Below are 26,221 nucleotides of genomic sequence, written 5' to 3'. Positions count from 1 at the left end.
ATGTACTCATTACCCATTATTTTGGCTTCCACGTCACCGTATCGTCGCGCATTACTGGAAAAAACCGGATTGCAGTTTGCGGTTGCGGCGCCCGAAGTGGATGAGACCCCCTTAGCCGGAGAGACCGGCGAACAGTTAGTGACTCGGTTAGCTGGAGCTAAAGCGCAAGCACTTGCCAGCCAATACCCCGAGCATATTTTAATTGGCTCTGATCAAGTTGCCGTTGTTGATGGGGAAATTCTCGGTAAGCCAGGAACAAGTGAGCGGGCGGTGGCACAACTCACACAAATGAGCGGCAAGACTGTAACCTTTTTGACCGGCCTAGCTGTGTATCGCAGTAGTGATGGTGCTCTGCAACACATTGTCGAGCCATACGCGGTGCACTTTCGTTCGTTAACACAGGCCGAAATAGAAGGGTATGTGCGACTCGAACAACCGCTGAATTGTGCAGGAAGTTTTAAGAGCGAAGCTCTCGGAATTAGTTTGTTTGAGCGGCTCGAGGGACGGGATCCGAATAGTCTGATTGGGTTACCATTAATCGCACTCTTAAAGATGTTGCGAGAGTGGGGCATAAACCCACTACTAGAGCCCGCAAAAGTAAGCTAAATTTCCACAAAGGACTTGTGTTCAACCCCCGAATCCATTAACATTCGCGCCCTATGCAGAAGGTTCGTATTCCGATTTCGGTCGATCCGGTCAAAAGTGCCGGCAAACAGTTGAGCTATCAGGGACTTGTTCCTGGCAATGCGCTTGCGCGATTGCAAGAAATGCTCGTTGAACCTTGTCCTGATGTTGATGTGGAATTGCAGTTTGATGTTGACCCACAAAAACTGAAGTATTTACAAGGTTCTGCAACTGTTGACGTTGTTGCTGCGTGTGAACGATGTGGTGAGCCGATGGCGCTTACGTTAGATACGTCGTTTATTTACGCTCCAGTAACGAAACGCCAAGCCGCCGACGATATGCCTGAGGACTACGAGCCCATTGAGCTAGATGAGCTCAATGAAGTAAATCTGCATCGAATCGTGGAAGATGAATTAATATTGGCCATGCCTGCGTTCGTGAAACACGATGAGCAAGCATGTCAAATCGATAGCAAAGCAATGCAATGGGGTGAGCTCGACGAATCCTCAAGCGAACAAGATAACCCGTTCGCTGTGTTGCAAGCATTAAAGCGTAAATAACTTACGTCACTAATTTAGGAGATAGCGTAAATGGCTGTACAACAGAATCGGAAAACTCGTTCGAAGCGCGATATGCGTCGCTCTCACGATGCCCTGAGCGGCCCTACACTGTCGGTTGACTCTACCTCTGGTGAGACGCATCGTCGTCACCATGTAACAGCTGACGGTTTTTATAAAGGCCGTAAAGTAATTAACAAGTAAACCAGAAGCGGAAGTGAGGCTATGGCCACACTGACTCTGGCACTTGATGCAATGGGGGGCGATAATGGCCCCTCTATTGTTATTGAGGCACTGAAAAAGGCACTCACCACACACCCAACGGTTCAGTTTATCGTGGTAGGTGACGAAGCCGAAATTCAATCTCTTCTCAGTTCTGCTCAGCTTTCTGAGCATCCTCGTGTGACTATCGCACATGCAAGCCAAACCGTAGAAATGACGGATAAGCCTGGCTATTCTCTGCGTGCTAAACCTGATTCATCGATGCGTGTGGCCTTAGAACTCGTTGCTAATGAGCAAGCCGCTGCGTGCGTGAGTGCTGGTAATACCGGTGCTTTGATGACGAAAGCCTATTTTGCTTTGAAAACCCTTCCAGGCGTGTTGCGTCCGGCATTAATGTCGGCGATTCCGCAACATCAAGGGGGCTCTGCCTTTGTTCTTGATTTAGGCGCGAATCCTGTCTGTGATTCGGACACCTTATTTCAGTTTGGCGTGATGGGTTCTGTTGCTGCTCAAGAAGTTTTGGGCATTGCACAACCGCGGGTGGCTCTGCTGAATATTGGTGAAGAAGACACGAAAGGGAATGATGTCGTGAAAGCGGCGGCCGCACTATTTCAGCAATCGTCGCATATTCACTATATCGGCTTCCTCGAAGGTGACGATTTGTTTGCCGGAAAGGCCGATGTCATCGTGTGTGACGGCTTTGTCGGGAATGTCGCTCTGAAAAGCTGCGAAGGTTTAGCAGACCTGCTGTTATCCAATATACGCGCGAATATAGAAGCGCATTGGCTGACCCGATGGTTCGTCAAACTGTTTTATCAACGCCTGCAACGTTCGTGGGATTGGTTGAAGCCCGACCACTATAACGGCGCGAGTCTGATAGGATTGCGGGGCGTTGTGATTAAAAGCCATGGTGATGCCAATGCGCGCGCATTTGAAAGCGCCATTGCTCAAGCCATAGAAGCTGCACAGCGGTCGCTCCCGAACCAAATTAAGGATCGGGTTGAGCAAGTACTGTTAGAGCAGGAATAAAAACAACCCATGTATTCAAGAATTGCAGGAACTGGTCACTATTTACCGAACCAGTGCCTGACCAACGCTGACCTCGAGCGGCGCGTCGACACGTCTCATGATTGGATTGTCGAGCGTACAGGCATTCACGAACGGCGCATTGCCGGTCCCGCCGAAAGCGCGGTGACTATGGGTGCTGCCGCAGCGAGCCAAGCCCTTCAAGCAGCAGGGATCACGCCTGACGCGCTCGATTTGATTGTGGTCGCGACGACATCTGGCGAAAATGCCTTCCCAAGCGTCGCCTGCGAAATCCAAGCAGCATTAACCGATCAAAATATTCCCGCATTTGATGTAGCGGCCGCCTGTTCAGGGTTTATTTTCGCGCTGTCGGTGGCAGATCAATACATTCGCAGTGGTATGTACAAGAATGTTCTGGTGGTCGGCACGGATGTGCTGTCACGCCTGTGCCGGCCAGATGATCGCAATACCATCATTTTATTTGGTGATGGTGCCGGTGCCGTAGTGGTGCAAGCGAGCGAAACACCGGGAATTCTATCCACGCATTTACATAGTGCAGGTGAGTTCGCTGACTTACTCGGCGCCAAACATGCACACCGGCAGTGGAGTGAGCGCGCCGAAGAGCTCAGCGAAGCCTGGATGTACATGAAGGGCAATGAAGTATTCAAAGTGGCTGTGACAAAACTCAGTGAATTGGTACAAGAAACATTGGCTGCGCATGCGCTTGAAGCCGATGCGTTAGATTGGTTAGTACCCCATCAAGCCAATATGCGCATTATTACCGCGACCGCGAAGAAGCTGAAAATGCCGATGGCGCAGGTGGTAACGACATTGCGCTATACCGGTAATACCTCTGCCGCGTCAGTACCTATTGCGCTTGATGTTGCCGTGCGTGATGGCAGAATACAACGAGGTCATAAACTCTTATTAGAAGCCTTTGGCGGTGGATTCGCTTGGGGCTCAGCACTCATCGATTATTAAGGACAACAGATGCGAGCAATGGTCTTTCCGGGACAAGGTTCCCAAAGTGTTGGCATGGTGGCGGAGTTAGCGGCACAGTACCCGTTGATCCAGTCTACTTTTGCCACGGCAAGTGACGTGTTGGGTTACGATTTATGGGAACTAGTAAGTCAAGGGCCGAGCGACGCGCTGAATGAAACTCAGCGAACGCAACCTGCTTTATTAACGGCCAGCGTCGCTATCTATCGGTTATTGCAGCAACAGGGCGTAGCTGCGCCAGCGTATCTTGCTGGGCACTCACTCGGTGAATATTCTGCACTGGTGTGCGCTGGTGTGATTGATTTCGAAGCTGCCGTCGCTATTGTGGCGAAGCGCGGCGAATTTATGCAGTCAGCGGTGCCTGCTGGCGTTGGTGGAATGGCCGCTATTATTGGCCTTGACGATGATGCAGTTCGAGCATGTTGCGCGGAAGCTGCGGGCTCTGAAGTGGTCGCGGCGGTAAATTACAATTCGCCAGGTCAGGTTGTCATTGCTGGTCATGCAGCAGCCGTCACTCGTGCTGGCGAAGCTTGTAAAGCCGCCGGTGCAAAGCGTGCATTACCGCTCCCAGTTAGTGTGCCGTCACATTGTGAGTTAATGCGTCCAGCGGCAGAAAAACTCGAGCAATTGCTCGCACAAACTACGTTCCACACCCCAACGCTAGCTGTGGTCAACAATGTGGATGTAGCTATCGAGACTGATGCGGGTGCTATTAAAGATGCATTGATCCGACAGTTGTACTCACCGGTGCGTTGGACAGAAACGGTAGAATTTTTGGCCGCACAAGGGGTCACTGAGTTTTTCGAAATTGGCCCTGGCAAAGTACTCACAGGTCTCATTAAACGCATCGCCAATAATCCAGTCGTCGATGCCATCAATACCCCAGCAGGGGTGGACAGTTTAACGAACTCAGCGAGTTCAGAGTAGGAGTATAATGATGACAATGGCAGGACAAGTAGCATTAGTCACCGGCGCTAGTCGCGGCATTGGTAAAGCCATCGCCGAGGCGCTCGTTGCTCAAGGTGTCACTGTGGTAGGTACCGCTACCACGCAACAGGGTGCTGATGCGATTTCAGCATACTTAGCTGACCAAGGTGAGGGCGTCGCGCTCAATGTGACCGATGCAGAAAGTATTGATGCGGTGCTCAAGCATATTGATGAGCGTTACGGTCAATTGGATATCTTGGTCAATAATGCGGGTATTACCCGAGATAATTTATTGATGCGTATGAAGGAAGACGAATGGGATAGCGTTTTAGATACCAATCTCAAAGCGGTCTTCCGACTCAGTAAAGGCGTAATGCGCGGGATGATGAAACGACGTAGCGGTCGTATCATCAATATTTCGTCTGTGGTTGGCACCACGGGCAATCCAGGCCAAGCGAATTACTGTGCGGCGAAAGCTGGTTTAGTTGGCTTTACCAAGGCGTTAGCGAAGGAAATTGCGGCCCGCGGTATTACTGTCAATTGTGTGGCACCCGGTTTTATTGATACGGATATGACCAAATCATTGACAGAAGACCAACAACAAGCCATTTTTGCTAATATCCCAGCGGCCCGACTCGGGCAGCCTGAAGAAATTGCAGCCGCTGTGACGTTTCTTGCGTCGCCAGGGGCAGCGTACATTACCGGCGAGACTATTCACGTGAATGGCGGCATGGCAATGGTTTAACCCGCAGTTGCCAACAGTTGGCACTGTGTACTGGCTAGTGGTAGTACCATTTATTGCTTTATTATTGAAGCGGCATTCACTACACTAAGCCCAATTTTTAGATCGTGACCTAAAGTGAAGGGAACTTAATACAATGAGTACTATTGAAGAACGCGTTAAAAAAATCATCATCGAGCAACTTGGTGTTAAAGAAGAAGAAGTAAAACCAGAAGCTTCTTTCGAAAACGACCTCGGTGCAGACTCTCTGGATACTGTTGAGTTGGTGATGGCTCTGGAAGAAGAGTTTGAAACTGAAATTCCAGACGAAGAAGCTGAGAAAATCAAAACGGTTCAATCAGCTATCGATTACGTGACCAATCACGCGAACGACTAAGCGAATGAATTGAAGAAGGCGGAATTTTTATTCCGCCTTTTTTTGTTCTGCTCAGACGATGCTGTGGAAAAATGGCCAACTGCTAACGGCACCTGCCTTTGATCGTGGACTTCAGTTCGGCGATGGGCACTTTACTACGTTAACGATTCGCCATGGCCAAGTGCTCTGGTGGCCTCTCCACTGGCAACGATTATGCCAAGCAGCAGACAAGCTTGTACTACCGCTTCCCCCGCAAGCTACAATCACAGATTTTCTCCAAACTATTGCATCAACCCAGCCGCAGTGTGTCGTTAAACTGATGATGACGGCAGGAGATTCCAGTCGCGGCTATGCCCGTCAAAGCCAAGCTGAATCCCATTGGTACGCGAGTGTCAGCCCCATTCCAGAAGTGCCCACACAGCCGTTAAAGATGCAACTGGCGCGCTTAAAATTAGCTGAACAACCCGCGTTTGCTGGCTTAAAAACGTTGAATCGGTTAGAGCAAGTGATGTTGACTCAAGAGCTCAACCAACGGGATTGCGATGAACTGGTAGTGACAGATCAATCGGGGGCTGTAGTTGAGAGCATTAGCAGTAATGTGTTTTGGCGTTGCGGTGAGCAATGGTTTACGCCCAGTTTAGTCCATGCTGGAATTAACGGCGTCGCCCGAACCCAGTTGTTGAATGAGAACATTCTCGGTACGGTTGAGATTGTTCGTGCCGGAACCGATGTGCTATTTACTGCGGATCAAGTATTCTTGGTCAACAGTGTCATGGGCCCGCGTCCTGTTGCTGAGTTCCAGGGGCATCCATTTAGCGCTCCGATACTACCAAAAGGTGTGAGTACGTGGTGGCAATCCGAAATATCGCTCTCGTTTTAGTTTGTGGCACGTTGATTGTGGCAGGGGCCGGTTACTGGTGGGCCCAGAAAACGCTGCAGCAGCCACTAGTAATGCCTGCTGCGCTCATGAGCACTGACGAGCCTGCGTTGATTGAGATCCCCGCAGGTTCACATCTTCGGTCCGTGTTGCAGCTCCTCCATGAGCAAGGCTATTTGCAGGGCTCCGTTCAGCACGCTTATTATGCGCTGCGGGTTTTTACGCCATCCGATTCCATACAAGCCGGCGTCTACGCCATTGAACCCAATAGCTCGTTAACCCAGTTCTGGTCGCAAGTGACTGCAGGGCGTGCGCACTTGTTTCAAGTGACGTTAATTGAGGGACATACATGGTCGCAGTGGGTAGAAGTTTTGCGGCGAGCACCGTATCTCGACCACAGTTTACTGGAACAATCAGAAGCGAACATTTTGAGTGAACTCGGTTTGGCTGAGTACGCTCGGCTGGAGGGGCTCTTACTCCCCGAAACCTATACGTATAAAGCCTATACGTCGGCAACGACGGTGTTGCGAAAGGCAGCTGCAGCCATGGACACGCAGTTGGCAGAGTTATGGGCTAATCGCGACCGTGATTTACCCTATGCAACGCCGTATGAATTACTTATCATGGCATCCATTATTGAGAAAGAAACGGGCATCAAGGCGGAGCGAGACCGAGTGAGCTCGGTGTTTGTGAACCGACTGCGGTTGGGAATGCGGTTGCAATCTGACCCAACCACTATTTACGGCATTGAGAATTTCGACGGGAATTTAACACGTGCACACTTGCGCGCGGAAACACCGTATAACACCTATCGAATTCCGGCTTTACCACCGACGCCTATTGCCATGCCGAGTACAGCGAGTTTAGTTGCAGCAGCCAATCCAGAAACAACCGATTACTTGTATTTTGTGGCCGATGGCTCTGGCGGACACGTGTTTTCTCGAACTTTAACTGAACACAACCGTGCGGTAAATCGCTATCAACGGGGAATAAATTAACTATGACTGGGAAGTTTATCGTTGTTGAAGGGCTCGAAGGAGCAGGGAAGAGCTCAGCGATAGCCAGCATCGTCACGCATCTACAAGCGAAAAATATTGCCGCAACGACTGTCCGTGAACCCGGCGGTACTCCCTTAGCAGAAGCTTTGCGCGAACTGGTTAAGCAAGACTGGGCTGAGCCCGTTCATGCGAATACCGAGCTACTGATTATGTATGCCAGTCGGGTGCAACTAGTGGAGAATGTGATCAAACCGGCGTTGCAGCAAGGCACCTGGGTTATTGCCGATCGTCATGACTTGTCGTCACGGGCCTATCAAGGCGGTGGACGCCAGTTAGGCGATGACAAGCTACAAGTCCTGAAACACCAAGTACTCGGTGCCTTTGGGCCCGATCTCACACTGTTGATTGACGTTGAGCCCAAACTCGGTTTGGAGCGGGCTCGAACGCGGGGTGCTTTGGATCGGATTGAACAAGAAGATTTGAGCTTTTTTGAGCGAACGCGTGCGCGCTATCTTGAGCTTGCTGAGGCTGATCGCTCTATCCATGTCATCGACGGTGGGCAAGCTATGGAAGCCGTGCATCGTGATTTATTAGCCTGCGTTGAAGCGGAGTTATTTCGGTGAGCCTACCTTGGTTACGCCCGTTGTGGCAGCAACTCAACACAGATCTGCACAGTGGCCGTTTGAGCCATGCCCATTGTTTTCCCTGGCAACCGGAATTGGGACTCGACCGATTCATTCAAACCTGGATTGAGATGTTGCTGTGTTTACAGCCATCCCAACGCGCTTGCGGACAATGCAAAAGTTGCTTGCTGGGCAAAGCAAAGACGCACCCTGATTTTTATGAACTCAGCAGTGACGACGGCAAAGCTATTGGCATTGATGCAGTGCGCAGTCTGACTATGAGTCTTCAACAAACAGCCAATCAAGCGGGTCGTAAGGTCGCATGGATACGTGATGCTGAATTATTGACCGTAGCTGCCGCCAACGCACTCTTAAAAACATTGGAAGAGCCAACCGCAGAAACTATTCTGATTGTCTCAGCAAGCCGTCCACGCCTGTTATTACCGACGTTGCTGAGTCGTATGCAAAAGCACACCGTTAGCAGCCCTGCAAGGGCCGAAGTCGAGGTTTGGTTGCAGCAACAGCTTGGGCGTACATTGACCGCTGATGAGCAGCCTTGGTTGCAACGTTTAGAGCATGCGCCACTGACTTTGCTGGCTAAACTCCGCGGAGAGGTCGACAGTCAGTCGCCGGCGGCATTTGAGGCCGACGCGCATGCAGCAGTTGAACAACTGATTCAAGCGTTCTGTGGGGCCGGCATATGGCCGACCGTCGATAAAAACAAAGTCCGGTTGTGGCTCACCGCCAGCGAATACTTTATTCAGGAATTAGTACGCATCTACCTGCAATTACCGCAGGTGCAGTTGCATCATCCTGACCAGCAAAGTGAGCTGCGGCGGCAACTGCAGATGCGTCATTTGAACCAGCAGCAACTCAACGATTGGCTGCAAACATGTTATGCTATTCGCCGATGGACTACTGAGCAAAGTGGCTTAAATGGTGTATTGTTATTACAAGATTTGTGGGCGGAGTGGCAGATAGGATGAGTACCAAGCGCATCATGATAGAGTCGGAAGAACAATTACGACGCTTGTACATGCCGTTTATTAAAGGCGGCGCTTTGTTTATTGTAACGGAAGATCCCTATACCTTAGGCGATGAGATGAAGCTAGTGCTGCGCCTACCGCGTGACCAAGAGGATACGTTAGTTCGCGGCAAGGTGGTCTGGTTAGCACCGTCTCGCCCTGGTCGAACCGACCAGCAAGGTGTGGGCGTACAATTTATCGATGATAAATCGCATTTAAGAAATCGCATTGAAACCTTGCTCGGCCATTTAGGTGAGTCGGGCTTGCCAACCGCCACCATGTAGTTCGCCATTCTTTTCTCTTCAGATTGGAGTCGTTGTGTTTGTCGATTCACATTGTCATCTAGATAAACTTGATTTAACCGAATTTGATGGGCAATTCAGCCAAGTCTTGCGCAATGCTGAGGCCGCGCAAGTTGAACGCATGTTGTGCATTGGTGTGACGTTGGAAGATTTCCCGCAGATGCGTGAATTAACGCGCAATTATCCGCAAATCAATATTTCCTGCGGAGCTCATCCTTTATACGTTGCCAAAAATCCCTACGCCAGCGAACAACTCAGAGAGTACGCGAGCCTGCCAGATGTCGTCGCCATTGGTGAGACAGGTCTCGATTATTACTACGACAAAGAGTCGAAGGCGATTCAGCAACGCAGCTTTGCCGAACATATCGATCTTGCCGTGGAGTTGGACAAACCGCTGATCATTCACACGCGTGACGCGCGTGAAGATACATTGTCTATGTTACGCGAAGGGCAGGCACAGAAGTGCGGTGGCGTGCTGCATTGCTTTACCGAGTCGTTAGCCATGGCTGAGGCCGCGATTGCTGATTTGGGTTTCTACATTTCGATTTCCGGTATCGCCAGTTTTCGTAATGCGGATGAATTGCGTTCTGTCATTGAAGCGATTCCATTGACTCAACTACTGATTGAAACGGATAGCCCATGGTTGGCGCCCGTGCCGCATCGAGGCAAACAAAATCAACCGGCTTATGTCGCTGATGTAGCACGCTGTGTGGCTGAGGTTAAGGGTATCTCGGTAGAGGCTGTTGCCGAGCAAACAACGGCTAATTTTTACCAGTTATTTCAGCGCGCTCGATAAAAATGCACAAAAAACGTGCAAATGGTTAGCAATAAATTATTTATTGTCTACACTTGATCTTACCCTCGACTTATATCGAGTTAGCGCACGGCTCAATCCCTTGAGCCATTCCCCTGAGCTCGGGACATCCTGGATTCGTCCCGAGCTTTTTTTTGTCTTGCTTTTAAGCTCGCTGAATCCCTGTTTAGACGAAAATAACCAGTAATATCAACATCGGACAGACAAATTTCACGTAGCCCGGCCAGAGCTTCCAAAACCACGTCTTCTCGATATTCGGTGCGCCACCTTGCAGTGCTTTTAAGAGCAGATGCTGACGCAAAATCCAGGTGAGAAAGAAACCAAAAATGATCGCCATCAGCGGCTGCATATACACGGTCGTTACGGTAATCACCAAACCGAACAGCGCATCAAAATGATAAATGATCGTTGCTGCGATGCCGGTGATCACGAGACCCAATACGCGCGCCGCAGTCGCACGTTCAATACTGAGTTCTTCACGAATAGTGTTCACCGGTGCCTCGAGCATAGAAATCGAAGAGGTAATGGCGGCAATCACCATAAAAACGAAGAAGGCGACAGCGATCCAGTTGCCAATGGGACCCATGGAATCAAACATGGCAGGCAGCACGGTAAAGACTAGTGTATCGGCCGACAACAGTTCGCCAGTCTCGGAGTAGATGGTGACGCCCATGTCTTGCGCTGCGAACATTGCAGGTAAAATCAGCATCCCAGCAAGTAACGCGACCGCGCTGTCGACCCCAGCAACCCAACCTGCTGTTTTCGGCAAATTCTCATCCTTAGATAAGTAAGCGCCGTACGTCATCATGCAACAAAGGCCAATGGATAGACTGAAAAACGCTTGGCCCATGGCGCGAATGACTAACTCCGGATCAGTTACTTGACTGAAATCTGGGGTTACATACATCACTAGTCCTTGCCATGCACCCGGGAGTGTCAGCACATAGATAGCCATTGCAATGAGCAGCACGAACAGCAACGGCATTAAACGCTTAGACCATCGCTCGATACCTTCTTTTACGCCGGAGCGGACCACACGGACGGTCATGACCATAAACAAAGCCATCATGATCAGGTTGCGTTCGATACTGAAGCTGACAAACCATTCGGCGACGCTGTGTTGGCCAAAGATTTCAAACACAGCAGCAAATAAATAGCCTAATAGCCAACCCGCCACAATAGCATAAAAAGCAAGAATAAAGCCGAGCGTTGCTAGAGCTACGACCGCAGCGATAACGCCTGTCCGCCGCCACAATGGCTTATGACTCATTGTACGCATAGTGGCGACTGGGTTTTGTTGACGCAGCCGGCCAATGGTGAGTTCAGCCACCAAAGTCGGGTAGGCGAGGACTAAGATCATGAGTAAATAGACGAGGACAAAGGCACCACCGCCATTGCTTGCGGCTTGTGTGGGAAATCCCCAGATATTACCGAGACCTACCGCGGAACCGGCGGCGGCGAGGATAAAACCGAGTCGAGAAGAAAATGCTGGTGACGTAGCTGTCATAGTGAGTACCGCATAGAGAGAAGGTTAAAATAGCATCATTTACAGCGTTAATTCGCCACGTAAATTCTGTTGTAGTTGGTGCTCAAGCTGGGCTTGCGGTAAGTTTTGGGATAGCAAGTAGTGAAGCTTAGTCAATGCTGCTTCTATGGTCATATCAAAACCACTCACCACACCCATTTCTGCCAGCGCATTGCCCGTCGCGTAGCCACCCATATTTACTTTCCCTTTAAAACATTGGGTACAGTTCAAAATGGTCGTTCCGGCTTTTATTCCACGTTCGATACTGGCGAGCAATTTCTTGTCTTGCGGCGCATTCCCCACACCATAACTTTGCATGATGAGCGCGCGGACGGGTTGTTGCAGCAGGTTATCGAAAATGACCGATGAAATACCAGGGTAGAGTGTTACGACCCCAATTGCTTGTGGTGTCACCGAGGTGAGCTGCAGAGGGGCTGAACTGACCGGTTGAAGTTCACCCGCTTGCAGACGAATTTGAATGCCTGCTTCGAGCAGAGGCGGAAAATTGGGCGAATCAAATGCATCGAAGCCGTTGGCGTCAGCCTTGGTCGCACGATTACCACGGAACAGCTGATTATTAAAAAACAGGCCCACTTCATGAATCGGGTAGTTGGCTGCAATGTAGAGTGCATTCAATAGATTGGTTTGACCGTCAGAGCGCAAAGCTGCGAGCGGGATCTGCGAGCCGGTAATAATGACCGGTTTACCGAGATTTTCGAACATGAAGGACAGCGCTGACGCGGTGTAAGCCATGGTATCAGTGCCGTGAAGGACCACGAAACCATCGTACTCGTCATAATGGTGTTGGATATCTTCCGCAATATGTTGCCAGTCTTGTGGCGACATATCCGATGAATCCATCAGTGGGTCATATTCTGAGATGGTAAATTCAGGCATTTCATCCCGAAAGAACTCGGGCATTTTCTGCACACACTCGGTCAAAAAACCGGGCACAGGTACATAGCCCTGTGCCGATTTTCGCATTCCTATGGTGCCGCCCGTATAAGCGACGTAAATCTTTTTGCGGGTCAAACGACTAACCTTATCGGTTGCGGTCAGACGCGAACATTAATACGTGGGGCATAACTCGCACAACGCGTAGATCCCATTCGGATCATTGAATTTGGTTGTGAGTTGTAAGTCAGACCATACTCGCATTAACTCTGCTTCCAGTGGGTTCTTCGCAGCCACAGTAGGCAGTGGGAACCACGCTTGAGCAGTACCGAAGAAATTAGCCAGCATTTGTTGACGCGGCGACAATTCTTGGGTCAGCGTCTCGACGGTGAATTCAGTCAAGTCTGCTTTTGCAGCAGCAGCGGCAATAGCATCCTCGAAATCACCCAATTGGTCAACCAATCCAAACTCTAATGCTTTGGTTCCGGTCCATACGCGGCCTTGGGCAACAGCATGAACTTCTTCGTAAGACATCTCGCGACTATCCGCAACCATTTGGACGAAGTCGGTGTAGAATTTCTCAACGCTCAACTGGATGATTTGCTTCGCATCATCGCCCAGTGGCTGAGTGATATCCATCACTGGCATTTCAGTCGTGCGAACGCCATCACTGTAGACACCAATTTCAGCCAACGAATCTTCGATGGTGAAGAAGGTTCCAAACACGCCGATAGAGCCAGTAATTGTGGTGGGTGCTGCCCAAATCTCATCTGCCGAGGCGGCAATCCAATAGCCGCCTGACGCTGCAACAGAGCTCATGGATGCGATGACTGGAATACCTGCTTTTTGCAGCTCAAGAACTTCTTGGCGGATAATTTCCGACGCAAAACCGCTGCCACCGGGGCTATCAATGCGCAATACTACTGCTTTGGTGGATTCATCTTGACGCGCACGGCGTAATAATTCAGCAGTACTATCGCCACCGATCATACCGGCTTTTTGATAACCATCGACAATAATGCCGCGAGCTACAATAACCTTGATGCTATTGCTGTCTTCGCTATTCTCCTCAGCCACGAGTGATTCTTGCTCGATAGCCTCTAGGTAAGCATCGTGATTAATGCGCTTCCACGATTTTTCATCGTCATCGAGTCCAGTTAACTCGATCATCTGAGTGCGAAACGCTTCACGCGTTTTCAATTCATCGACCACGTTAGTGGTGACGGTCAGCTGTGCTAGGTCGTTGTTGTTTTCAGCAACCAAAGCTTGGAAGTCAGCCATGGTTCCGCTCAGCATCCGTGGATCGATGTTGCGCAGGGCAGTGACACGTGACTTATAGGTTTCCCATAACTCACCATAGAGTTGGCCGTTTGCTTCTTTAGCCTCGTCTGACATGTCGTTGCGTATGTAGGGTTCTACAGCTGACTTATAATCGCCGACTTTAAACACATGGGTAGACACTTTCAGCTTGTCTAATAGGTCTTTGTAGTACAGGTTGTTTCCACCCATACCGTCAAACATCATGCCACCGAGAGGATTCAGGTAAATCGCATCAGCATGTGCAGCAAGATAGTATTGAGGTTGGCTAAAGTAGTCACCGTATGTGTAGATAGGTTTACCACTGTCACGGAACTCGGACAGTGCGTTACCGATGAGTTCGAGCTTGTTCATGCCCGCGCCCATAAAACTGGACAAGTTGAGGTAGATACCACTGATGCGCTCGTCGCTCGCTGCCTGTTCAATACTGTCAATCACATCGCTCAACAAGACTTCTGGAATGCTTGGGCCTGACCCCAAAGCTTGGTTAAAAAACTCATCGACTGGATCGACGTAGGTTTCTTCCTCAACGATGTAACCATTTAAGTTTAAGACCAATATACCGTCAGTTGGCACTTCAATGGTTTCTTCACCACTCATGAGGAAGCCCACAAAGACAAAAAGGACGATAAAAAACACAAGGTTTACAATGACTTTTCTGATGCCATTGATAAAACCAAACAACTTGCCAAACACATTACGAATTCCGCTCATGGCCACTATCCTGAGATTTAGATTTGTACACGTTGCGAGCATACTTTAGAACAAACCGATAGACTAGAGCGACAATGTAACAGAGCGTGATCTTTGTTAAGCTAGACGCAGTCATTTATTCATTCTTTTGAGGTTTTCATGCAAGCACTTGAATTGCTGCTCACCCGTTCATCCATGCCGCGACTTATTGAACCCGGCCCATCTAAACAACAGCTCGACTTGTTATTGCAAGCTGCTTCGAGAGCTCCGGATCATGCCGCATTAACACCGTACCAGTTTGCAATATTTGCTGGCTCAGCGCGACAGCAATTGGGCGAAATTTTTAGACAAGCAGCTGAACGTCGCAATAAATCAGACGACGAGCAGTTGGCAGCAAGTCAGTTGCCGTTGCGCGCCCCGACAGTCATTGTGGTGAGCATGGCGTATCAGCCACACGACAAAGTACCGCGCGATGAACAGTTTGCCAGCGCAGCCTGTGCCACCTTGCTGCTACAACAAGCGGCCTTTGCGCAGAATCTAGGCGCCATTTGGCGAACTGGCTGGTTCGCCGAAGACAACTGGGTCAAAGAACAACTGGGATGCGCTGAGCCGGATGCGATAGTCGGTTTCTTGTATGTGGGAACACCAGCGGTGCCGACGCCCATCAAGCCGATGAAAGACATCGCTAGCAATATTAGGTACTGGTAAACAGTGAATAGTGAACAGGGAATAGACAAGACAAAAGTGTTACTGGCTATTGGATATTAGTTACTAGAAAACCGCAGATCCGTGTTTTCTAGTAACTGTTACCTGTTCACTATTTACTTTTACTGCCACTAAAAGTCAGCTGACTTGGGTGCGCGTGGGAATGGAATGACGTCGCGGATGTTGGTCATACCGGTGACGTAGCTCACCAAACGCTCAAAACCGAGGCCGAAGCCGGCATGAGGAACTGTGCCGTAGCGACGCAGGTCGCGATACCAGCTGTATTCTTCGACGGGCAGACCCATTTCAGCGAGGCGTGCATCAAACACGTCTAAACGCTCTTCACGGGCACTACCACCGATGATTTCACCGATACCAGGCGCCAAAATATCCATGGCTGCGACTGTTTTGCCATCGTCGTTTTGGCGCATGTAGAAGGCTTTGATACCTTTCGGGTAATTCTTCAGCACGACAGGAGCGCCCACGTGCACTTCAGCGAGATAACGCTCGTGCTCGGACTGTAAATCGGTGCCCCAAGACACTGGGTATTCAAATTTCTTGCCGCAGTTTTGCAAGATTTCGACCGCATCGGTGTAATCCATGTGCACAAATTTGTTATTGGCGACATGTTCCAAACGGTTGATTACTTCTTTATCGATACGCTGTTGGAAAAACGCCATATCGTCGGCGCGTTCTTCAAGCACAGCGCGAATGGCGTACTTCAACATATCTTCCGCCAAATACGCGATGTCATCCAGTGACGCGAATGCGACTTCCGGCTCGACCATCCAGAACTCGGCTAAATGGCGACTGGTATTCGAGTTTTCTGCGCGGAATGTTGGGCCAAAGGTATAGACCTTCGACAATGCGCAAGCATAAGTCTCGACGTTGAGCTGACCAGAAACCGTTAAGTAGGATTCTTTGCCAAAGAAGTCTTTCGAAAAATCGACTTCGTTTTTGTCCGTCTTCGGCAGATTCATGAGGTCGAGCGTGGAGACGCGGAATAACTCACCGGCGCCTTCAGCATCAGACGCGGTGATGATTGGTGTTGCCACCCACAAATAGCCGCGCTCATGAAAGAAACGATGCAGTGCTTGTGCAAGGCAGTTACGCACTCGCATTACGGCGCCAGTGACGTTAGTTCGCGCACGCAGGTGAGCAAACTCACGCAAATACTCCATCGAATGGGGTTTTGGTGACATCGGGTAGGTATCTGGATCTTCAACAAACCCAAACACTTCCACTGCGGTCGCTTGGAGCTCGAACGACTGGCCTTTACCAGCAGATTCACTAACCGTACCGGTAATAGCAACACTACAACCTGTGGTTAGCTTCAACACTTCATTGTCGTAATTATTCAGGGTATTGGGGACCACGGCCTGAATAGGATCAAAACACGAACCATCGTGCACATTGATAAATGAAATACCGGCTTTCGAATCACGGCGGGTACGGACCCAGCCACGCACGGTTACTTCATCACCAACGGCAACTTTCCCCGATAACACATCGACAACAGTAGCGAAGGACATTAGCCAACCAACTCCATAGTGAATAAATGACAAAAAACGAATGAAGTGGCTATGTTACCTTGCTTTGCGCACAACTCAAGCAGAAACAGCGACCATCGCGCGACAAAGTTGGCTCAATTGCGTCGATGAAATCACAAAGGGCGGCATTGCATAAATGAGTCGTCCAAATGGCCGGATCCATACCCCCAGTTCTGCGGCCTGGCGTTGCGTTTGCGCCACATCCACCGGCTCGTGCATTTCAATCACGCCAATAGCGCCAAAGACTCGCACATCGGCGACGCGTTTCGAGGAGCGTGCAGGTGCCAACTCGTGTGCGAGTTGTGTTGCAATGGCAGCCACTTGCTGCTGCCAATCACCGGTGGCTAACAGCTGCAAATTTGCACTCGCAATCGCACAAGCGAGCGGATTTCCCATGAACGTCGGACCATGCATAAAGGTGCCGCCAGCCGGACCGTCACTAATAGTGAGGGCGACGTCATCCGTGGTAATGACCGCAGCTTGGGTGAGATAGCCGCCGGTCAGGGCTTTGCCAACACAGAGGATATCAGGCGTGATCGCAGCGTGTTCGCATGCGAAGAGGCGACCCGTTCGACCAAATCCAGTCGCGATCTCATCCGCAATCAGGAGTATTTGATAGCGATCGCAAAGGGCTCGTGCGCCAGCTAAGTACTGCGGATGATAAAAGCGCATACCACCAGCGCCTTGAACGATGGGCTCGAGTATCAATGCAGCCAATTCATGCTGGTGCGTCTCAAGGAGTTGCTGCAGGGCGTCGAGGTCATTCGGATTCCACTCGTCGGTCGGTGAGCATTGTGGAATGGGCGCAAACAATTGCTCGCGCAGGCTGCCTTGGAAGAGGGCATGCATACCATTGACGGGATCACACACCGACATGGCTGCGAAGGTATCCCCATGATAGCCGCCGCGAATGGTTGCGAGTCGATTTTTGTTCGGAAGATCACGACTGAACCAGTATTGCACGGCCATTTTTATCGCGACTTCTATGGATACTGAACCTGAATCGGCCAAAAACACCCGATTGAGTTCCGCAGGAGTCATGGCGACTAATTGCTTGCAGAGATCAATAGCAGGTTGATGGGTAATACCTCCGAACATGACGTGGCTCATTTGGTCAATTTGACCATGCGCAGCAGCGTTCAGGACGGGATGATTGTAACCATGAATTGCGGCCCACCACGACGACATCCCATCAATCAACTGGCGTCCATCTTCGAGCTTGAGTTCACAGCCTGCCGCAGCAACGACCGGATAGGCGGGGAGCGGGTTCTTGAAAGAGGTGTAGGGATGCCAGATATGGTGTCGGTCGAATTCTAAGTCCATGGTCATGAAGTGATCCGATTAGTCATGAAATAGATTAAAAAATATACAGATGTCTATATTTAGACTTTCAATAAGTTGACAGTGTACGTAATGCCCCTAAACTAGTCCACTCAGTATCGTGCTTGAAGCGCATCACCTTTTCGTAGCAAGGAGTTCCCATGACCAGTGCCGTTCGTCACGACTGGAGTAGCCAAGAAATTGAGGCGCTATTCGCGTTGCCATTTAACGATTTGTTATTTCGGGCACAGAGCGTTCATCGTGAAACCTTTGATCCAAACGCGGTTCAAGTCAGCACACTCTTGTCGATAAAAACGGGAGCGTGCCCAGAGGACTGTAAATATTGTCCACAAAGTGCGCGCTACAACACAGGCTTGGATCGGGAACGGTTGCTTGCAGTGGAGAAAGTGCTGGAAGAAGCTGAAGCGGCGAAAGCTCAGGGTGCCAGTCGTTTCTGTATGGGTGCCGCCTGGCGCAATCCAAAAGACCGCGATATGCCCTATGTCATTGAGATGGTCAAAGGTGTGAAAGCTTTAGGACTCGAAACCTGTATGACACTAGGTATGCTCAATCCCCATCAAGCGGAAGCGCTGCGTGAAGCTGGTCTCGATTACTACAATCATAACCTCGATACGTCACCGGAGTTTTATGGTGATGTGATCACAACACGCACCTATCAAGACCGCCTGCAGACGCTGGAGAACGTGCGAACGGCGGGAATGAAAGTGTGTGCGGGTGGTATTGTCGGTATGGGCGAGAGCCGTCGCGATCGAGCTGGATTATTGCAGCAGTTGGCTAACTTACCGGCACATCCGGAAAGTGTTCCCGTCAACATGCTGGTTAAGGTGAAAGGAACGCCATTTGAGAATTTAGACGATCTGGATCCGTTTGAATTCGTCCGTACTATTGCGGTTGCGCGTATTCTCATGCCAAAGTCGTTTGTGCGACTGTCCGCTGGGCGCGAGACCATGAATGATGAGCTACAAGCCTTGTGCTTTATGGCTGGCGCCAATTCCATATTCTACGGTGAGAAGCTACTGACTACGCCGAACCCTGAAGCCGACAAAGATCAGCAATTGTTTGAGCGGTTAGGACTGCATGCACTGCAACACGAAGATTACAGTGATGCTGTGCAAGAGGCGGTGATTGCCGATGCGGTGGCTGAACAAGAACAACCTGTTCGTTATTATGAAGTGAGTTGAGCCATGGTCGCCATTCGCGCGCGGTTGCAACAAGCGCGACAGCAACGCGAGCAATTGCAACGCTGGCGGCAGTTGCCCCAATTCGTTCGTGCCGATGCGCGATTCGTGGAAACTGCTGATGGCCGCCGGTTTGTCAACTTTGCCAGCAATGACTATTTGGGGCTCAGTGATCATCCGTTGGTTAAGCGATCGTTTGCCGACGCGGTAGTAACCTATGGCAGTGGCGGTAGAGCGTCGCCCTTGGTCACTGGCTTGTCGCAACCCCACACGAATTTGCAACGCTGTTTAGCGGAATACCTAAACCGTGAGCAAGTTCTATTATTTTCCTCGGGTTTCGCTGCCAATCACGGTGTTTTGCAAACCTTAGCTCCTCATTACAATGCCATTCTCGCTGACAAACTAGTGCATGCCTCGTGGCTCTCTGGGGTGCGACTGCAGCGATTTCAACACAACGATGTGGATGCTTATGAGCAACGCTTGAGTCAGGTTTCTGCGCAACAGCAACAAAATACGTCGGTCTTAGTGTTGTCTGAAAGTGTATTCAGTATGGATGGTGATCAAGCGCCGGTGCAGGAACTTCTGAACGCAACAATTCCCAAAGGCGTCCAGCGCGACCTGTGGCTGGATGATGCCCATGGCTTTGGGACTCAAGGTGAACATGGATTAAGTATTGGCGGTACGTTCAGTGCGGAGCAAGTGCCATTGCTCACGCTGACGTTCGGTAAGGCCGTAGGCGTTGCTGGTGCAGCTGTGGCCACCAGCCAAGAGGTGGCTGACTATTTAACGAACTACTGTCGTGAGCTTGTGTATTCCACTCAATTCCCGGCGGCGCAAGCTGCAGCCATCCACACTGCAGTGGATCTCATTGTGGGTGACGAGGGGCAGCGTTTACGACAACGACTTGCCGAAACGATTCAAAGCTTTCAGCATTTATCGAAACAGCGTGGTTTACCTGTGGCTACAAGCAGTACTGCGATTCAACACGTGATTATTGGCGCCGACGCGGATGCCCTGTGGGTCGCCGACCAGCTTCGTGAGGCTGGCATTTGGTGCACGGCCATGCGACCCCCGACAGTCCCGGAGCATACTGCACGTTTACGCATTACCTTAACTGCCGCGCATCAACCGTCTGACGTGACGCATTTGGTGGATAGGTTGGCTGCCGCAATCGATGGTTTGGCCGCGCGCGTGGAGTTGCGGTCATGAGTGATGCAGAAGCAGTCCTCGCATTTGATAAGCGCCGCATCGCCCAGCATTTTAACCGTGCGGCTCAGAGCTATCAGCAACACAATCATTTGCAACGTGATTGCGCAGCATTACTGCAACAAGAGTTTGAGGCACTGCCACTCCCGCCAACCAGCGCAGTGCTTGATGTTGGTTGTGGACCTGGAGTCGCGAGCGCATATCTGGCGAATCGGTGTGAGCACTACCTCGGTATCGACATTGCGCCGAGCATGATAGCCCAAGCGCGTCTGGAACATAGTGCACTAGCAAATCAGTTCATTTGTGCGGATGCCGATGCACTGCCGATTACCGAGCAATCGGTAGACTGCATCTACAGTAATTTGACGTTGCAATGGTGTACCAATCTTGAGCAAACCTTAGCGGAATTGACCCGGACACTTCGCAGTGGCGGTTATGTACTCGCAACGACAGTACTCGCTGGGTCATTAGAGCCGTTAGCAACGGTGATGCGGCTGGTTGATGGCGGGCAACATAGCAATCGCTTTCTGCAAGTTGCTGAGGTGCAACGAGCCTTAAGCGCACTGGAATCGACGCGTCATCAGTTGACCCAACATGAGTTTCATTACAGTTATGCCTCGGCACGAGATATGTTCGCTCACTTACGCGGCATCGGTGCAAATTACACGGCGAGACATGCGAATGGCTTGCGTTCCCGAGCTTGGTTAGCGGCAGTTGAGGCTGCATTAGAACCTTATCGAAATGAACAGGGTTTTATTCAGTTAGAATGGAATATTGGACTCATAAAGGTATTTAAAACAAATGAGTGAATTACAAAAACTCAAGTATGATTCTATTTTTGTTACAGGTACAGATACCGAAATTGGTAAGACTTTCGTCACCACGGGGCTCGTTCGTGAACTAGAGCGCCAAGGAGTATCGTGTGCGGTCAGCAAATTGATCGCAGCTGGCGCTGAGTACACCGCTGACGGTTGGGTGAATGAGGATGCCGTAGCGCTCCGCAATGCGTGTACGGACGATGCCAGTTATACCGAAGTTAATCCTATCTGCCTGCGAGCTGCAATTGCCCCGCACATTGCGGCGCAAGAAGAGGGCGTTGATTTGACCGTTCAGCGGGTAACTACCTTGCTAAGGGAACAACGCGCTCGAGCCATCGCGAAACAACGACTATTGGTTGTAGAAGGCGCTGGCGGTTGGTTATTGCCGCTGCAAGAAGATTCCTTAGCAGACGTGATTGCCGAGCACAAAATCCCTGTGGTCTTAGTGGTGGGTATGCGCCTCGGCTGCCTTAATCATGCATTACTCACGGTAGCAAGCCTCGAACAACGGGGCGTGCCATTGTTAGGGTGGGTGGCGAATACCTGTCAGCCCGAATCGATGGCGCGCTACACAGAAAATCTGGCAACCTTGCAAGCAACGATTGCCGCGCCACTGCTCGGTGAAATAACATACCAAGAATGCCCTGAAGCGAGCCAGACCGCGTTCCAGCCACTAGCTACACACCTATTCAAACTCCTTACTCGCCGATAAATCTGTTCACTATTCACTGTTCACTTGATAGTGAACAGTGAACCGATAATAGAAATGCCAGCGTAAATTATAATTATCAAGGAATTGAAAAGCAGATTCGAGATCGCCATATATATCTCCAGTATCGGTTGTCTTGCATGAGGATCTCAGCATGTTGCGTATTGTTTTATTCTTAGCCACCAACTTGGCTATTTTGGTGGTTTTTGGTGTGGTCATGAATTTGATCATGCCAGCGTTTGGCCTGGATCCTTCGGGTTATCAAGGGCTGCTGATATTTGCAGCGCTGTTTGGTTTTGGTGGTGCGTTCGTCTCGCTGTTTCTGTCGAAATGGCTGGCGAAGCGCTCGGTGGGTGCGCATGTCATCACGCAACCTCGGAACAATACTGAAGCATGGTTACTGCGTAAGGTTGAAGAACAAAGCCGCAAGGCCGGCATTCCAATGCCGGAGGTGGCAATTTATGACTCTCCGGAGCCCAATGCCTTTGCCACTGGCGCTAGCAAGAGTAGTTCGCTAGTGGCCGTCAGTACCGGTTTGATGCGCGCCATGAGTGAAGACGAAGTTGAAGCTGTGTTAGCTCACGAAGTCAGTCATATTGCGAATGGCGATATGGTGACGTTGACGCTTATTCAAGGCGTGGTGAACACCTTCGTGATATTCATCGCGCGTGTGATTGCTGGCGCTATTAATAACGCGTTACGTGGCAATCAGTCCGGTGGTCAGGGTCTCGGTGGCTTTGCCTATTTTGGGATTGTGATGGCATTGGAAGTGGTGTTTGGCATTTTGGCGAGCATTATTGTGATGTGGTTTTCACGCCAGCGTGAATTCCGTGCTGATGCTGGTGCAGCGACACTCGTGGGTCGGCAGAAGATGATTGCAGCACTACGGCGGTTGCAGCGTTCACAAGAATCGACACTGGATGGCTCCATGATGGCATTTGGGATTCAAAGTAAACGTTCGTTCAGCGAATTATTTATGAGTCATCCGCCGTTGGAAAAACGTATTCAAGCGCTTGAAAATAGCCGTTAAAGCGTTGTAACAAGCGCCTGAAATCGGTACATTGGTGTTTTCATATAAGCAGTAGGAAAACCGCATGACGAATTGGAACTCGCGGAGTTGGCGAGAAAAGCCAATTTTACAACAACCCGACTATGCTTCCCCAAGCGAACTTCAAGCCGTTGAGCAGCAGTTGAAACAATTTCCGCCGCTGGTTTTCGCGGAGGAAATTCGTGCGTTACGTAAAAATCTTGCGGCAGTCAGTCAAGGCAAGGGTTTCTTGCTGCAGGGTGGCGATTGTGCGGAGTCTTTTGCTGATTTTAATGCACCTAAAATTCGGGATACGTTCAAAGTCATTTTACAAATGGCGATTGTCATGACGTTTGCAGGCTCTTGTCCGGTCACCAAAGTGGCTCGGATGGCGGGACAATACGCAAAGCCGCGTTCCAGTGGTACCGAAACTATTAATGGGGTGGAACTACCGATTTACCGCGGTGACATCATCAATGGTTCTGATTTTACAGCGGCAGCGCGTCAGCCTAATCCGCAGCGCATGATTCAAGCCTATCACCACTCGGCAGCAACATTGAACTTGTTGCGGGCGTTTGCGCAGGGTGGTTTGGCTGATTTGCACAAAGTACACAAGTGGAATATGAGCTTTGTGGCTGCTAATCCGCTGAAAGAAAAGTATTTAGAGGTAGCAGAGCAAATTCAATCGGCGTTGCAATTCATGGAAGTGTTGGGCATCAATTCCGATACCAACGCAACTATTCATGAAACTCAATTGTTCACATCGCATGAAGCTTTGTTGCTGTCTTATGAAGAAGCTCTGACACGTATTGATACGCTCACGGGTCTACCTTATGACTGCTCTGCACACATGGTGTGGATAGGTGAGCGGACACGGCAACCTGACCACGCTCACGTCGAGTTTATGCGTGGTATTCATAACCCGCTTGGTGTTAAAATAGGCCCTACAACAGAACCTGATGACGTCATTCGCTTGTTAGACATTCTAAACCCGCTCAACGAGCCGGGAAGAATGACTCTGATTACCCGCATGGGTGCCAATAATTTGGCCAATAACTTGCCGAAAATTCTGCGGCGTGTGAAAGCCGAAGGACGGCATGTGGTGTGGTCGAGCGACCCGATGCACGGCAATACCGTCAAAGCTGAGAACGGCCTGAAAACGCGTAATTTCGATGCGATTCATACGGAATTACGTGAGTTTTTTGCGGTGCATCAGGCTGAGGGTACATACCCGGGCGGTGTGCATCTCGAAATGACGGGTGAGGATGTCACTGAGTGTACGGGCGGAGCTTATCAAATCAGTGAACATGATTTGACGCAGCGTTACAAAACACAGTGCGATCCTCGATTGAATGCCGATCAAGTTCTTGAGTTAGCGTTTCTGGTAGCGGATTCCTTGCGTGATGCACGCAATGGCCGTGGTTAAGTCTATCGTCGACAGTTTCGAGGTTAAAGCAGTCTATGTCACAATCTGTGATGCAGTTTTTTGAGAACCTTTGGCAAGATTACATTCAGTTAACTCCCTCTGCTGCAAAAGTGCACGAGGTTTTAGGGAAAGGGCGCGACATCATCAATGATCATGTTGCCTTCCGTACCTTCAACCTGGCTCCAGTAGGTTTAGAGGCTCTGGCCGCGCATTTTATTGCGATGGGCTATGAAGCAAAAGGCGATTACGTTTTTGAAGAAAAGCGTTTGGTGGCAAAGCATTACGAGCACAGTGACCCGCGCCTGCCGAAAATTTTCATCAGTGAATTATTGGTGGAAAGCTTTTCCCCAGAGCTGCAGCGCATCGTCAAGAACTTGGTCGACCAAGTCCCTGCAACTGCGGTTACAGCAGAAGACTTCCTGTATTCCGGCGCTCATTGGCAAATCAGCAGCACGGATTATGAGCGTCTCCTCGAAGAGAGTGAGTATGCAGCGTGGATGGCTGCGTTTGGTTTCCGTGCGAACCATTTCACGGTCAACGTGAATGAATTGCCTGATTATGATTCACTCGAACAAGTGAACCAAACACTGAAGAATGCCGGCTTCCGACTCAACACTTCGGGCGGCGAAATCAAAGGCTCTAGCGAAGTATTCCTCGAGCAATCGTCAACCTTGGCTGATCACACGGCTGTGCGTTTCAGTGATATGGAAAAAGTGATTCCGAGTTGCTTCTATGAGTTCGCGAAGCGCTATGAAATTGCTCCAAATCAGCTCTACACTGGTTTCGTCGCAGCTTCAGCCGACAAAATCTTCGAGAGCACGAACGCTAAATAATCGTAAGCGCTACTAGCTATTAACCATTCACTGTTCACTGGTTACTTGCTAGTAGCGATGCCGCTCTAGATTGGTTTCGTTCAGTATTTTCGCTGCAATTTCTTCGACCGAGAAGCGGGTGCTATCCAGAAATGGAATGGCCTCGCGGCGGTAGAGCTGTTCCACTGCATTTAATTCAAAGCGGCATTGTTGCATTGACGCATATTTACTGCCTTCGCGACGTTTACTCCGAATTTCATGCAAACGCTGGGCTTCTAAGGTCAAACCAAAAATTTTGTGCCGATGCGGCTTCAGTGCGCGCGGTAATTGCAAATGCTCAAAGTCATCATCATCGGTAATGGGGTAGTTGGCCGCTTTAATACCGTATTGCAGGGCTAAATAAAGACTTGTGGGTGTTTTCCCCGTGCGTGAGACGCCCAGCAAAATAATATCGGCCTCATCATAATCGGCAATATTGCTGCCATCATCGTTGGCGAGCGTGTAGTTGATGGCCTCAATACGAAAGTCATAGTCCTCTTGAATACCGTGAGTCCGATGCGTCTTAGGTTGGGCTGGAATACCTAATTCACGGCTTAGTGGTGCAACAAAGTAATCTAAGAAGTCGTAACAGCTGCCTTGGCTGGCGGTGATGATACGTTTGATATCCACACTCACAAAGGTGTGAAAGATAATCGGCCGTTCACCACTTTGTTGATGGGCGGAATTAATACGTTTCACGGCTGCATCTGCTTTTTCCGGTGAATCAATAAACGCCAGAGTTCGATGTTCCACTTTCAACGGGAACATCGATAACATCGCTTTACCAAAGGCCTCAGCGGTTCGTGCAGTGCCATCTGAAATATAAAATACCGTGCGCATAGAAAGTATCCCCAGTTAATTCGTCTCGGATGTTAACTTGTGCCATAGCA

28 protein-coding genes are annotated in these 26,221 nt (G+C 50.1%); 22 read left to right on the top strand and 6 right to left on the bottom strand.

Annotated features, from left to right (window positions below; translation table 11 throughout):
- The 14 genes from ACN0S4_RS00490 to ACN0S4_RS00425 all read left to right on the top strand — a co-directional run bounded on the left by ACN0S4_RS00490 (position 1) and on the right by ACN0S4_RS00425 (position 10,073).
- Positions 1 to 606 carry a Maf family protein gene (locus ACN0S4_RS00490; RefSeq protein ID WP_417655795.1) on the top strand — a complete coding sequence of 202 codons (606 nt, stop codon included), beginning with the start codon at positions 1 to 3 and terminating at the stop codon, positions 604 to 606.
- Between the two features lie 53 nt (positions 607 to 659).
- A complete protein-coding gene (yceD, locus tag ACN0S4_RS00485) occupies positions 660 to 1,184 on the top strand; it encodes a 23S rRNA accumulation protein YceD (RefSeq protein ID WP_417655794.1) in 525 nt (174 codons plus the stop codon).
- 30 nt (positions 1,185 to 1,214) lie between these two features.
- Complete coding sequence (gene rpmF / locus ACN0S4_RS00480; protein ID WP_169929871.1) at positions 1,215 to 1,385, top strand: 50S ribosomal protein L32; 171 nt, start codon at positions 1,215 to 1,217, stop codon at positions 1,383 to 1,385.
- A gap of 21 nt (positions 1,386 to 1,406) precedes the next feature.
- Entirely contained in the window at positions 1,407 to 2,432 is a 1,026-nt protein-coding gene (gene plsX / locus ACN0S4_RS00475) for a phosphate acyltransferase PlsX (protein ID WP_417655793.1), read from the top strand.
- Between the two features lie 9 nt (positions 2,433 to 2,441).
- Positions 2,442 to 3,410, top strand: a complete 969-nt coding sequence (locus ACN0S4_RS00470; RefSeq protein WP_417655792.1) for a beta-ketoacyl-ACP synthase III — start codon at positions 2,442 to 2,444, stop codon at positions 3,408 to 3,410.
- A 9-nt stretch (positions 3,411 to 3,419) separates the two neighbouring features.
- A complete protein-coding gene (gene fabD / locus ACN0S4_RS00465) occupies positions 3,420 to 4,355 on the top strand; it encodes an ACP S-malonyltransferase (protein ID WP_417655791.1) in 936 nt (311 codons plus the stop codon).
- Between the two features lie 7 nt (positions 4,356 to 4,362).
- Positions 4,363 to 5,100: a 3-oxoacyl-ACP reductase FabG gene (gene fabG / locus ACN0S4_RS00460; protein ID WP_417655790.1), complete on the top strand. Its 738-nt coding sequence runs from the start codon at positions 4,363 to 4,365 to the stop codon at positions 5,098 to 5,100.
- 133 nt (positions 5,101 to 5,233) lie between these two features.
- Positions 5,234 to 5,473, top strand: a complete 240-nt coding sequence (gene acpP, locus ACN0S4_RS00455; RefSeq protein WP_034774275.1) for an acyl carrier protein — start codon at positions 5,234 to 5,236, stop codon at positions 5,471 to 5,473.
- Positions 5,474 to 5,531: 58 nt separating this feature from the next.
- Positions 5,532 to 6,332, top strand: coding sequence for an aminodeoxychorismate lyase (gene pabC / locus ACN0S4_RS00450; protein ID WP_417655789.1), 801 nt, complete (start codon positions 5,532 to 5,534; stop codon positions 6,330 to 6,332).
- The gene (gene mltG / locus ACN0S4_RS00445; RefSeq protein WP_417655788.1) at positions 6,299 to 7,327 is read left to right on the top strand and encodes an endolytic transglycosylase MltG; all 1,029 of its coding nucleotides are present in this window, start codon (positions 6,299 to 6,301) and stop codon (positions 7,325 to 7,327) included. The genes pabC and mltG overlap by 34 nt, the downstream gene beginning before the upstream one ends.
- A gap of 2 nt (positions 7,328 to 7,329) precedes the next feature.
- On the top strand, positions 7,330 to 7,950 hold the full coding sequence (tmk, locus tag ACN0S4_RS00440; RefSeq protein ID WP_417655787.1) for a dTMP kinase: 621 nt from the start codon (positions 7,330 to 7,332) through the stop codon (positions 7,948 to 7,950).
- Positions 7,947 to 8,936: a hypothetical protein gene (locus ACN0S4_RS00435; RefSeq protein WP_417655786.1), complete on the top strand. Its 990-nt coding sequence runs from the start codon at positions 7,947 to 7,949 to the stop codon at positions 8,934 to 8,936. Before tmk ends, ACN0S4_RS00435 begins: the two co-directional genes overlap by 4 nt.
- Positions 8,933 to 9,259 carry a PilZ domain-containing protein gene (locus ACN0S4_RS00430; RefSeq protein ID WP_211618595.1) on the top strand — a complete coding sequence of 109 codons (327 nt, stop codon included), beginning with the start codon at positions 8,933 to 8,935 and terminating at the stop codon, positions 9,257 to 9,259. The genes ACN0S4_RS00435 and ACN0S4_RS00430 overlap by 4 nt, the downstream gene beginning before the upstream one ends.
- A 34-nt stretch (positions 9,260 to 9,293) precedes the next feature.
- Positions 9,294 to 10,073, top strand: a complete 780-nt coding sequence (locus ACN0S4_RS00425) for a TatD family hydrolase (RefSeq protein WP_417655785.1) — start codon at positions 9,294 to 9,296, stop codon at positions 10,071 to 10,073.
- Between the two features lie 184 nt (positions 10,074 to 10,257).
- Here the strand turns inward: ACN0S4_RS00425 and ACN0S4_RS00420 are convergent, their stop codons facing one another.
- From ACN0S4_RS00420 to sppA, 3 genes are read right to left on the bottom strand one after another with little or no spacing between them, the layout of a single operon-like run.
- On the bottom strand, positions 10,258 to 11,598 hold the full coding sequence (locus tag ACN0S4_RS00420) for a sodium-dependent transporter (protein ID WP_417655784.1): 1,341 nt from the start codon (positions 11,596 to 11,598) through the stop codon (positions 10,258 to 10,260).
- A gap of 39 nt (positions 11,599 to 11,637) precedes the next feature.
- Entirely contained in the window at positions 11,638 to 12,648 is a 1,011-nt protein-coding gene (gene ansA, locus ACN0S4_RS00415; protein ID WP_417655783.1) for an asparaginase, read from the bottom strand.
- Between the two features lie 36 nt (positions 12,649 to 12,684).
- Complete coding sequence (gene sppA / locus ACN0S4_RS00410; protein ID WP_417655782.1) at positions 12,685 to 14,541, bottom strand: signal peptide peptidase SppA; 1,857 nt, start codon at positions 14,539 to 14,541, stop codon at positions 12,685 to 12,687.
- A gap of 138 nt (positions 14,542 to 14,679) precedes the next feature.
- On the opposite strand from sppA, the gene ACN0S4_RS00405 reads away from it, so the two are divergent.
- The gene (locus tag ACN0S4_RS00405) at positions 14,680 to 15,228 is read left to right on the top strand and encodes a nitroreductase family protein (RefSeq protein WP_417655781.1); all 549 of its coding nucleotides are present in this window, start codon (positions 14,680 to 14,682) and stop codon (positions 15,226 to 15,228) included.
- A 128-nt stretch (positions 15,229 to 15,356) separates the two neighbouring features.
- On the opposite strand, the gene asnS is transcribed toward ACN0S4_RS00405, so the two are convergent.
- Entirely contained in the window at positions 15,357 to 16,757 is a 1,401-nt protein-coding gene (gene asnS / locus ACN0S4_RS00400; RefSeq protein WP_417655780.1) for an asparagine--tRNA ligase, read from the bottom strand.
- Positions 16,758 to 16,832: 75 nt separating this feature from the next.
- Positions 16,833 to 18,104, bottom strand: coding sequence for an adenosylmethionine--8-amino-7-oxononanoate transaminase (bioA, locus tag ACN0S4_RS00395; protein WP_417655779.1), 1,272 nt, complete (start codon positions 18,102 to 18,104; stop codon positions 16,833 to 16,835).
- A gap of 152 nt (positions 18,105 to 18,256) precedes the next feature.
- Between bioA and bioB the strand changes: the two genes are divergently transcribed.
- The 7 genes from bioB (at position 18,257) to ACN0S4_RS00360 (ending at position 25,313) form a co-directional block, all read left to right on the top strand.
- Positions 18,257 to 19,297 carry a biotin synthase BioB gene (gene bioB / locus ACN0S4_RS00390; protein WP_417655778.1) on the top strand — a complete coding sequence of 347 codons (1,041 nt, stop codon included), beginning with the start codon at positions 18,257 to 18,259 and terminating at the stop codon, positions 19,295 to 19,297.
- Between the two features lie 3 nt (positions 19,298 to 19,300).
- Positions 19,301 to 20,503, top strand: coding sequence for an aminotransferase class I/II-fold pyridoxal phosphate-dependent enzyme (locus tag ACN0S4_RS00385; protein WP_417655777.1), 1,203 nt, complete (start codon positions 19,301 to 19,303; stop codon positions 20,501 to 20,503).
- Entirely contained in the window at positions 20,500 to 21,309 is an 810-nt protein-coding gene (locus ACN0S4_RS00380) for a methyltransferase domain-containing protein (protein ID WP_417655776.1), read from the top strand. Before ACN0S4_RS00385 ends, ACN0S4_RS00380 begins: the two co-directional genes overlap by 4 nt.
- Positions 21,302 to 22,030 carry a dethiobiotin synthase gene (bioD, locus tag ACN0S4_RS00375; RefSeq protein WP_417655775.1) on the top strand — a complete coding sequence of 243 codons (729 nt, stop codon included), beginning with the start codon at positions 21,302 to 21,304 and terminating at the stop codon, positions 22,028 to 22,030. The genes ACN0S4_RS00380 and bioD overlap by 8 nt, the downstream gene beginning before the upstream one ends.
- A 151-nt stretch (positions 22,031 to 22,181) precedes the next feature.
- Positions 22,182 to 23,057, top strand: a complete 876-nt coding sequence (htpX, locus tag ACN0S4_RS00370; RefSeq protein WP_417655774.1) for a protease HtpX — start codon at positions 22,182 to 22,184, stop codon at positions 23,055 to 23,057.
- A gap of 64 nt (positions 23,058 to 23,121) precedes the next feature.
- On the top strand, positions 23,122 to 24,480 hold the full coding sequence (locus ACN0S4_RS00365; protein ID WP_417655773.1) for a class II 3-deoxy-7-phosphoheptulonate synthase: 1,359 nt from the start codon (positions 23,122 to 23,124) through the stop codon (positions 24,478 to 24,480).
- Positions 24,481 to 24,515: 35 nt separating this feature from the next.
- Positions 24,516 to 25,313: a DUF1338 domain-containing protein gene (locus tag ACN0S4_RS00360; protein WP_417655772.1), complete on the top strand. Its 798-nt coding sequence runs from the start codon at positions 24,516 to 24,518 to the stop codon at positions 25,311 to 25,313.
- A 48-nt stretch (positions 25,314 to 25,361) separates the two neighbouring features.
- On the opposite strand, the gene ACN0S4_RS00355 is transcribed toward ACN0S4_RS00360, so the two are convergent.
- Positions 25,362 to 26,171, bottom strand: coding sequence for a pyruvate, water dikinase regulatory protein (locus ACN0S4_RS00355; protein ID WP_169929848.1), 810 nt, complete (start codon positions 26,169 to 26,171; stop codon positions 25,362 to 25,364).
- Positions 26,172 to 26,221: the final 50 nt, after the last annotated feature.

This window comes from Pseudidiomarina aestuarii (assembly GCF_048263735.1).
Classification (GTDB): domain Bacteria; phylum Pseudomonadota; class Gammaproteobacteria; order Enterobacterales; family Alteromonadaceae; genus Pseudidiomarina; species Pseudidiomarina aestuarii_B.
This window is presented reverse-complemented; position numbering and strand designations above follow the sequence as displayed.

Coding starts and splice junctions, on each gene's coding strand:
- ACN0S4_RS00490 (WP_417655795.1), top strand. CDS start 1: ATGTACTCATTACCCATTATTTTGGCTTCCACGTCACCGTATCGTCGC.
- yceD (WP_417655794.1), top strand. CDS start 660: ATGCAGAAGGTTCGTATTCCGATTTCGGTCGATCCGGTCAAAAGTGCC.
- rpmF (WP_169929871.1), top strand. CDS start 1,215: ATGGCTGTACAACAGAATCGGAAAACTCGTTCGAAGCGCGATATGCGT.
- plsX (WP_417655793.1), top strand. CDS start 1,407: ATGGCCACACTGACTCTGGCACTTGATGCAATGGGGGGCGATAATGGC.
- ACN0S4_RS00470 (WP_417655792.1), top strand. CDS start 2,442: ATGTATTCAAGAATTGCAGGAACTGGTCACTATTTACCGAACCAGTGC.
- fabD (WP_417655791.1), top strand. CDS start 3,420: ATGCGAGCAATGGTCTTTCCGGGACAAGGTTCCCAAAGTGTTGGCATG.
- fabG (WP_417655790.1), top strand. CDS start 4,363: ATGATGACAATGGCAGGACAAGTAGCATTAGTCACCGGCGCTAGTCGC.
- acpP (WP_034774275.1), top strand. CDS start 5,234: ATGAGTACTATTGAAGAACGCGTTAAAAAAATCATCATCGAGCAACTT.
- pabC (WP_417655789.1), top strand. CDS start 5,532: ATGCTGTGGAAAAATGGCCAACTGCTAACGGCACCTGCCTTTGATCGT.
- tmk (WP_417655787.1), top strand. CDS start 7,330: ATGACTGGGAAGTTTATCGTTGTTGAAGGGCTCGAAGGAGCAGGGAAG.
- ACN0S4_RS00430 (WP_211618595.1), top strand. CDS start 8,933: ATGAGTACCAAGCGCATCATGATAGAGTCGGAAGAACAATTACGACGC.
- ACN0S4_RS00420 (WP_417655784.1), bottom strand. CDS start 11,598: ATGACAGCTACGTCACCAGCATTTTCTTCTCGACTCGGTTTTATCCTC.
- sppA (WP_417655782.1), bottom strand. CDS start 14,541: ATGAGCGGAATTCGTAATGTGTTTGGCAAGTTGTTTGGTTTTATCAAT.
- ACN0S4_RS00405 (WP_417655781.1), top strand. CDS start 14,680: ATGCAAGCACTTGAATTGCTGCTCACCCGTTCATCCATGCCGCGACTT.
- asnS (WP_417655780.1), bottom strand. CDS start 16,757: ATGTCCTTCGCTACTGTTGTCGATGTGTTATCGGGGAAAGTTGCCGTT.
- bioA (WP_417655779.1), bottom strand. CDS start 18,104: ATGACCATGGACTTAGAATTCGACCGACACCATATCTGGCATCCCTAC.
- bioB (WP_417655778.1), top strand. CDS start 18,257: ATGACCAGTGCCGTTCGTCACGACTGGAGTAGCCAAGAAATTGAGGCG.
- ACN0S4_RS00385 (WP_417655777.1), top strand. CDS start 19,301: ATGGTCGCCATTCGCGCGCGGTTGCAACAAGCGCGACAGCAACGCGAG.
- ACN0S4_RS00380 (WP_417655776.1), top strand. CDS start 20,500: ATGAGTGATGCAGAAGCAGTCCTCGCATTTGATAAGCGCCGCATCGCC.
- bioD (WP_417655775.1), top strand. CDS start 21,302: ATGAGTGAATTACAAAAACTCAAGTATGATTCTATTTTTGTTACAGGT.
- htpX (WP_417655774.1), top strand. CDS start 22,182: ATGTTGCGTATTGTTTTATTCTTAGCCACCAACTTGGCTATTTTGGTG.
- ACN0S4_RS00365 (WP_417655773.1), top strand. CDS start 23,122: ATGACGAATTGGAACTCGCGGAGTTGGCGAGAAAAGCCAATTTTACAA.
- ACN0S4_RS00360 (WP_417655772.1), top strand. CDS start 24,516: ATGTCACAATCTGTGATGCAGTTTTTTGAGAACCTTTGGCAAGATTAC.
- ACN0S4_RS00355 (WP_169929848.1), bottom strand. CDS start 26,171: ATGCGCACGGTATTTTATATTTCAGATGGCACTGCACGAACCGCTGAG.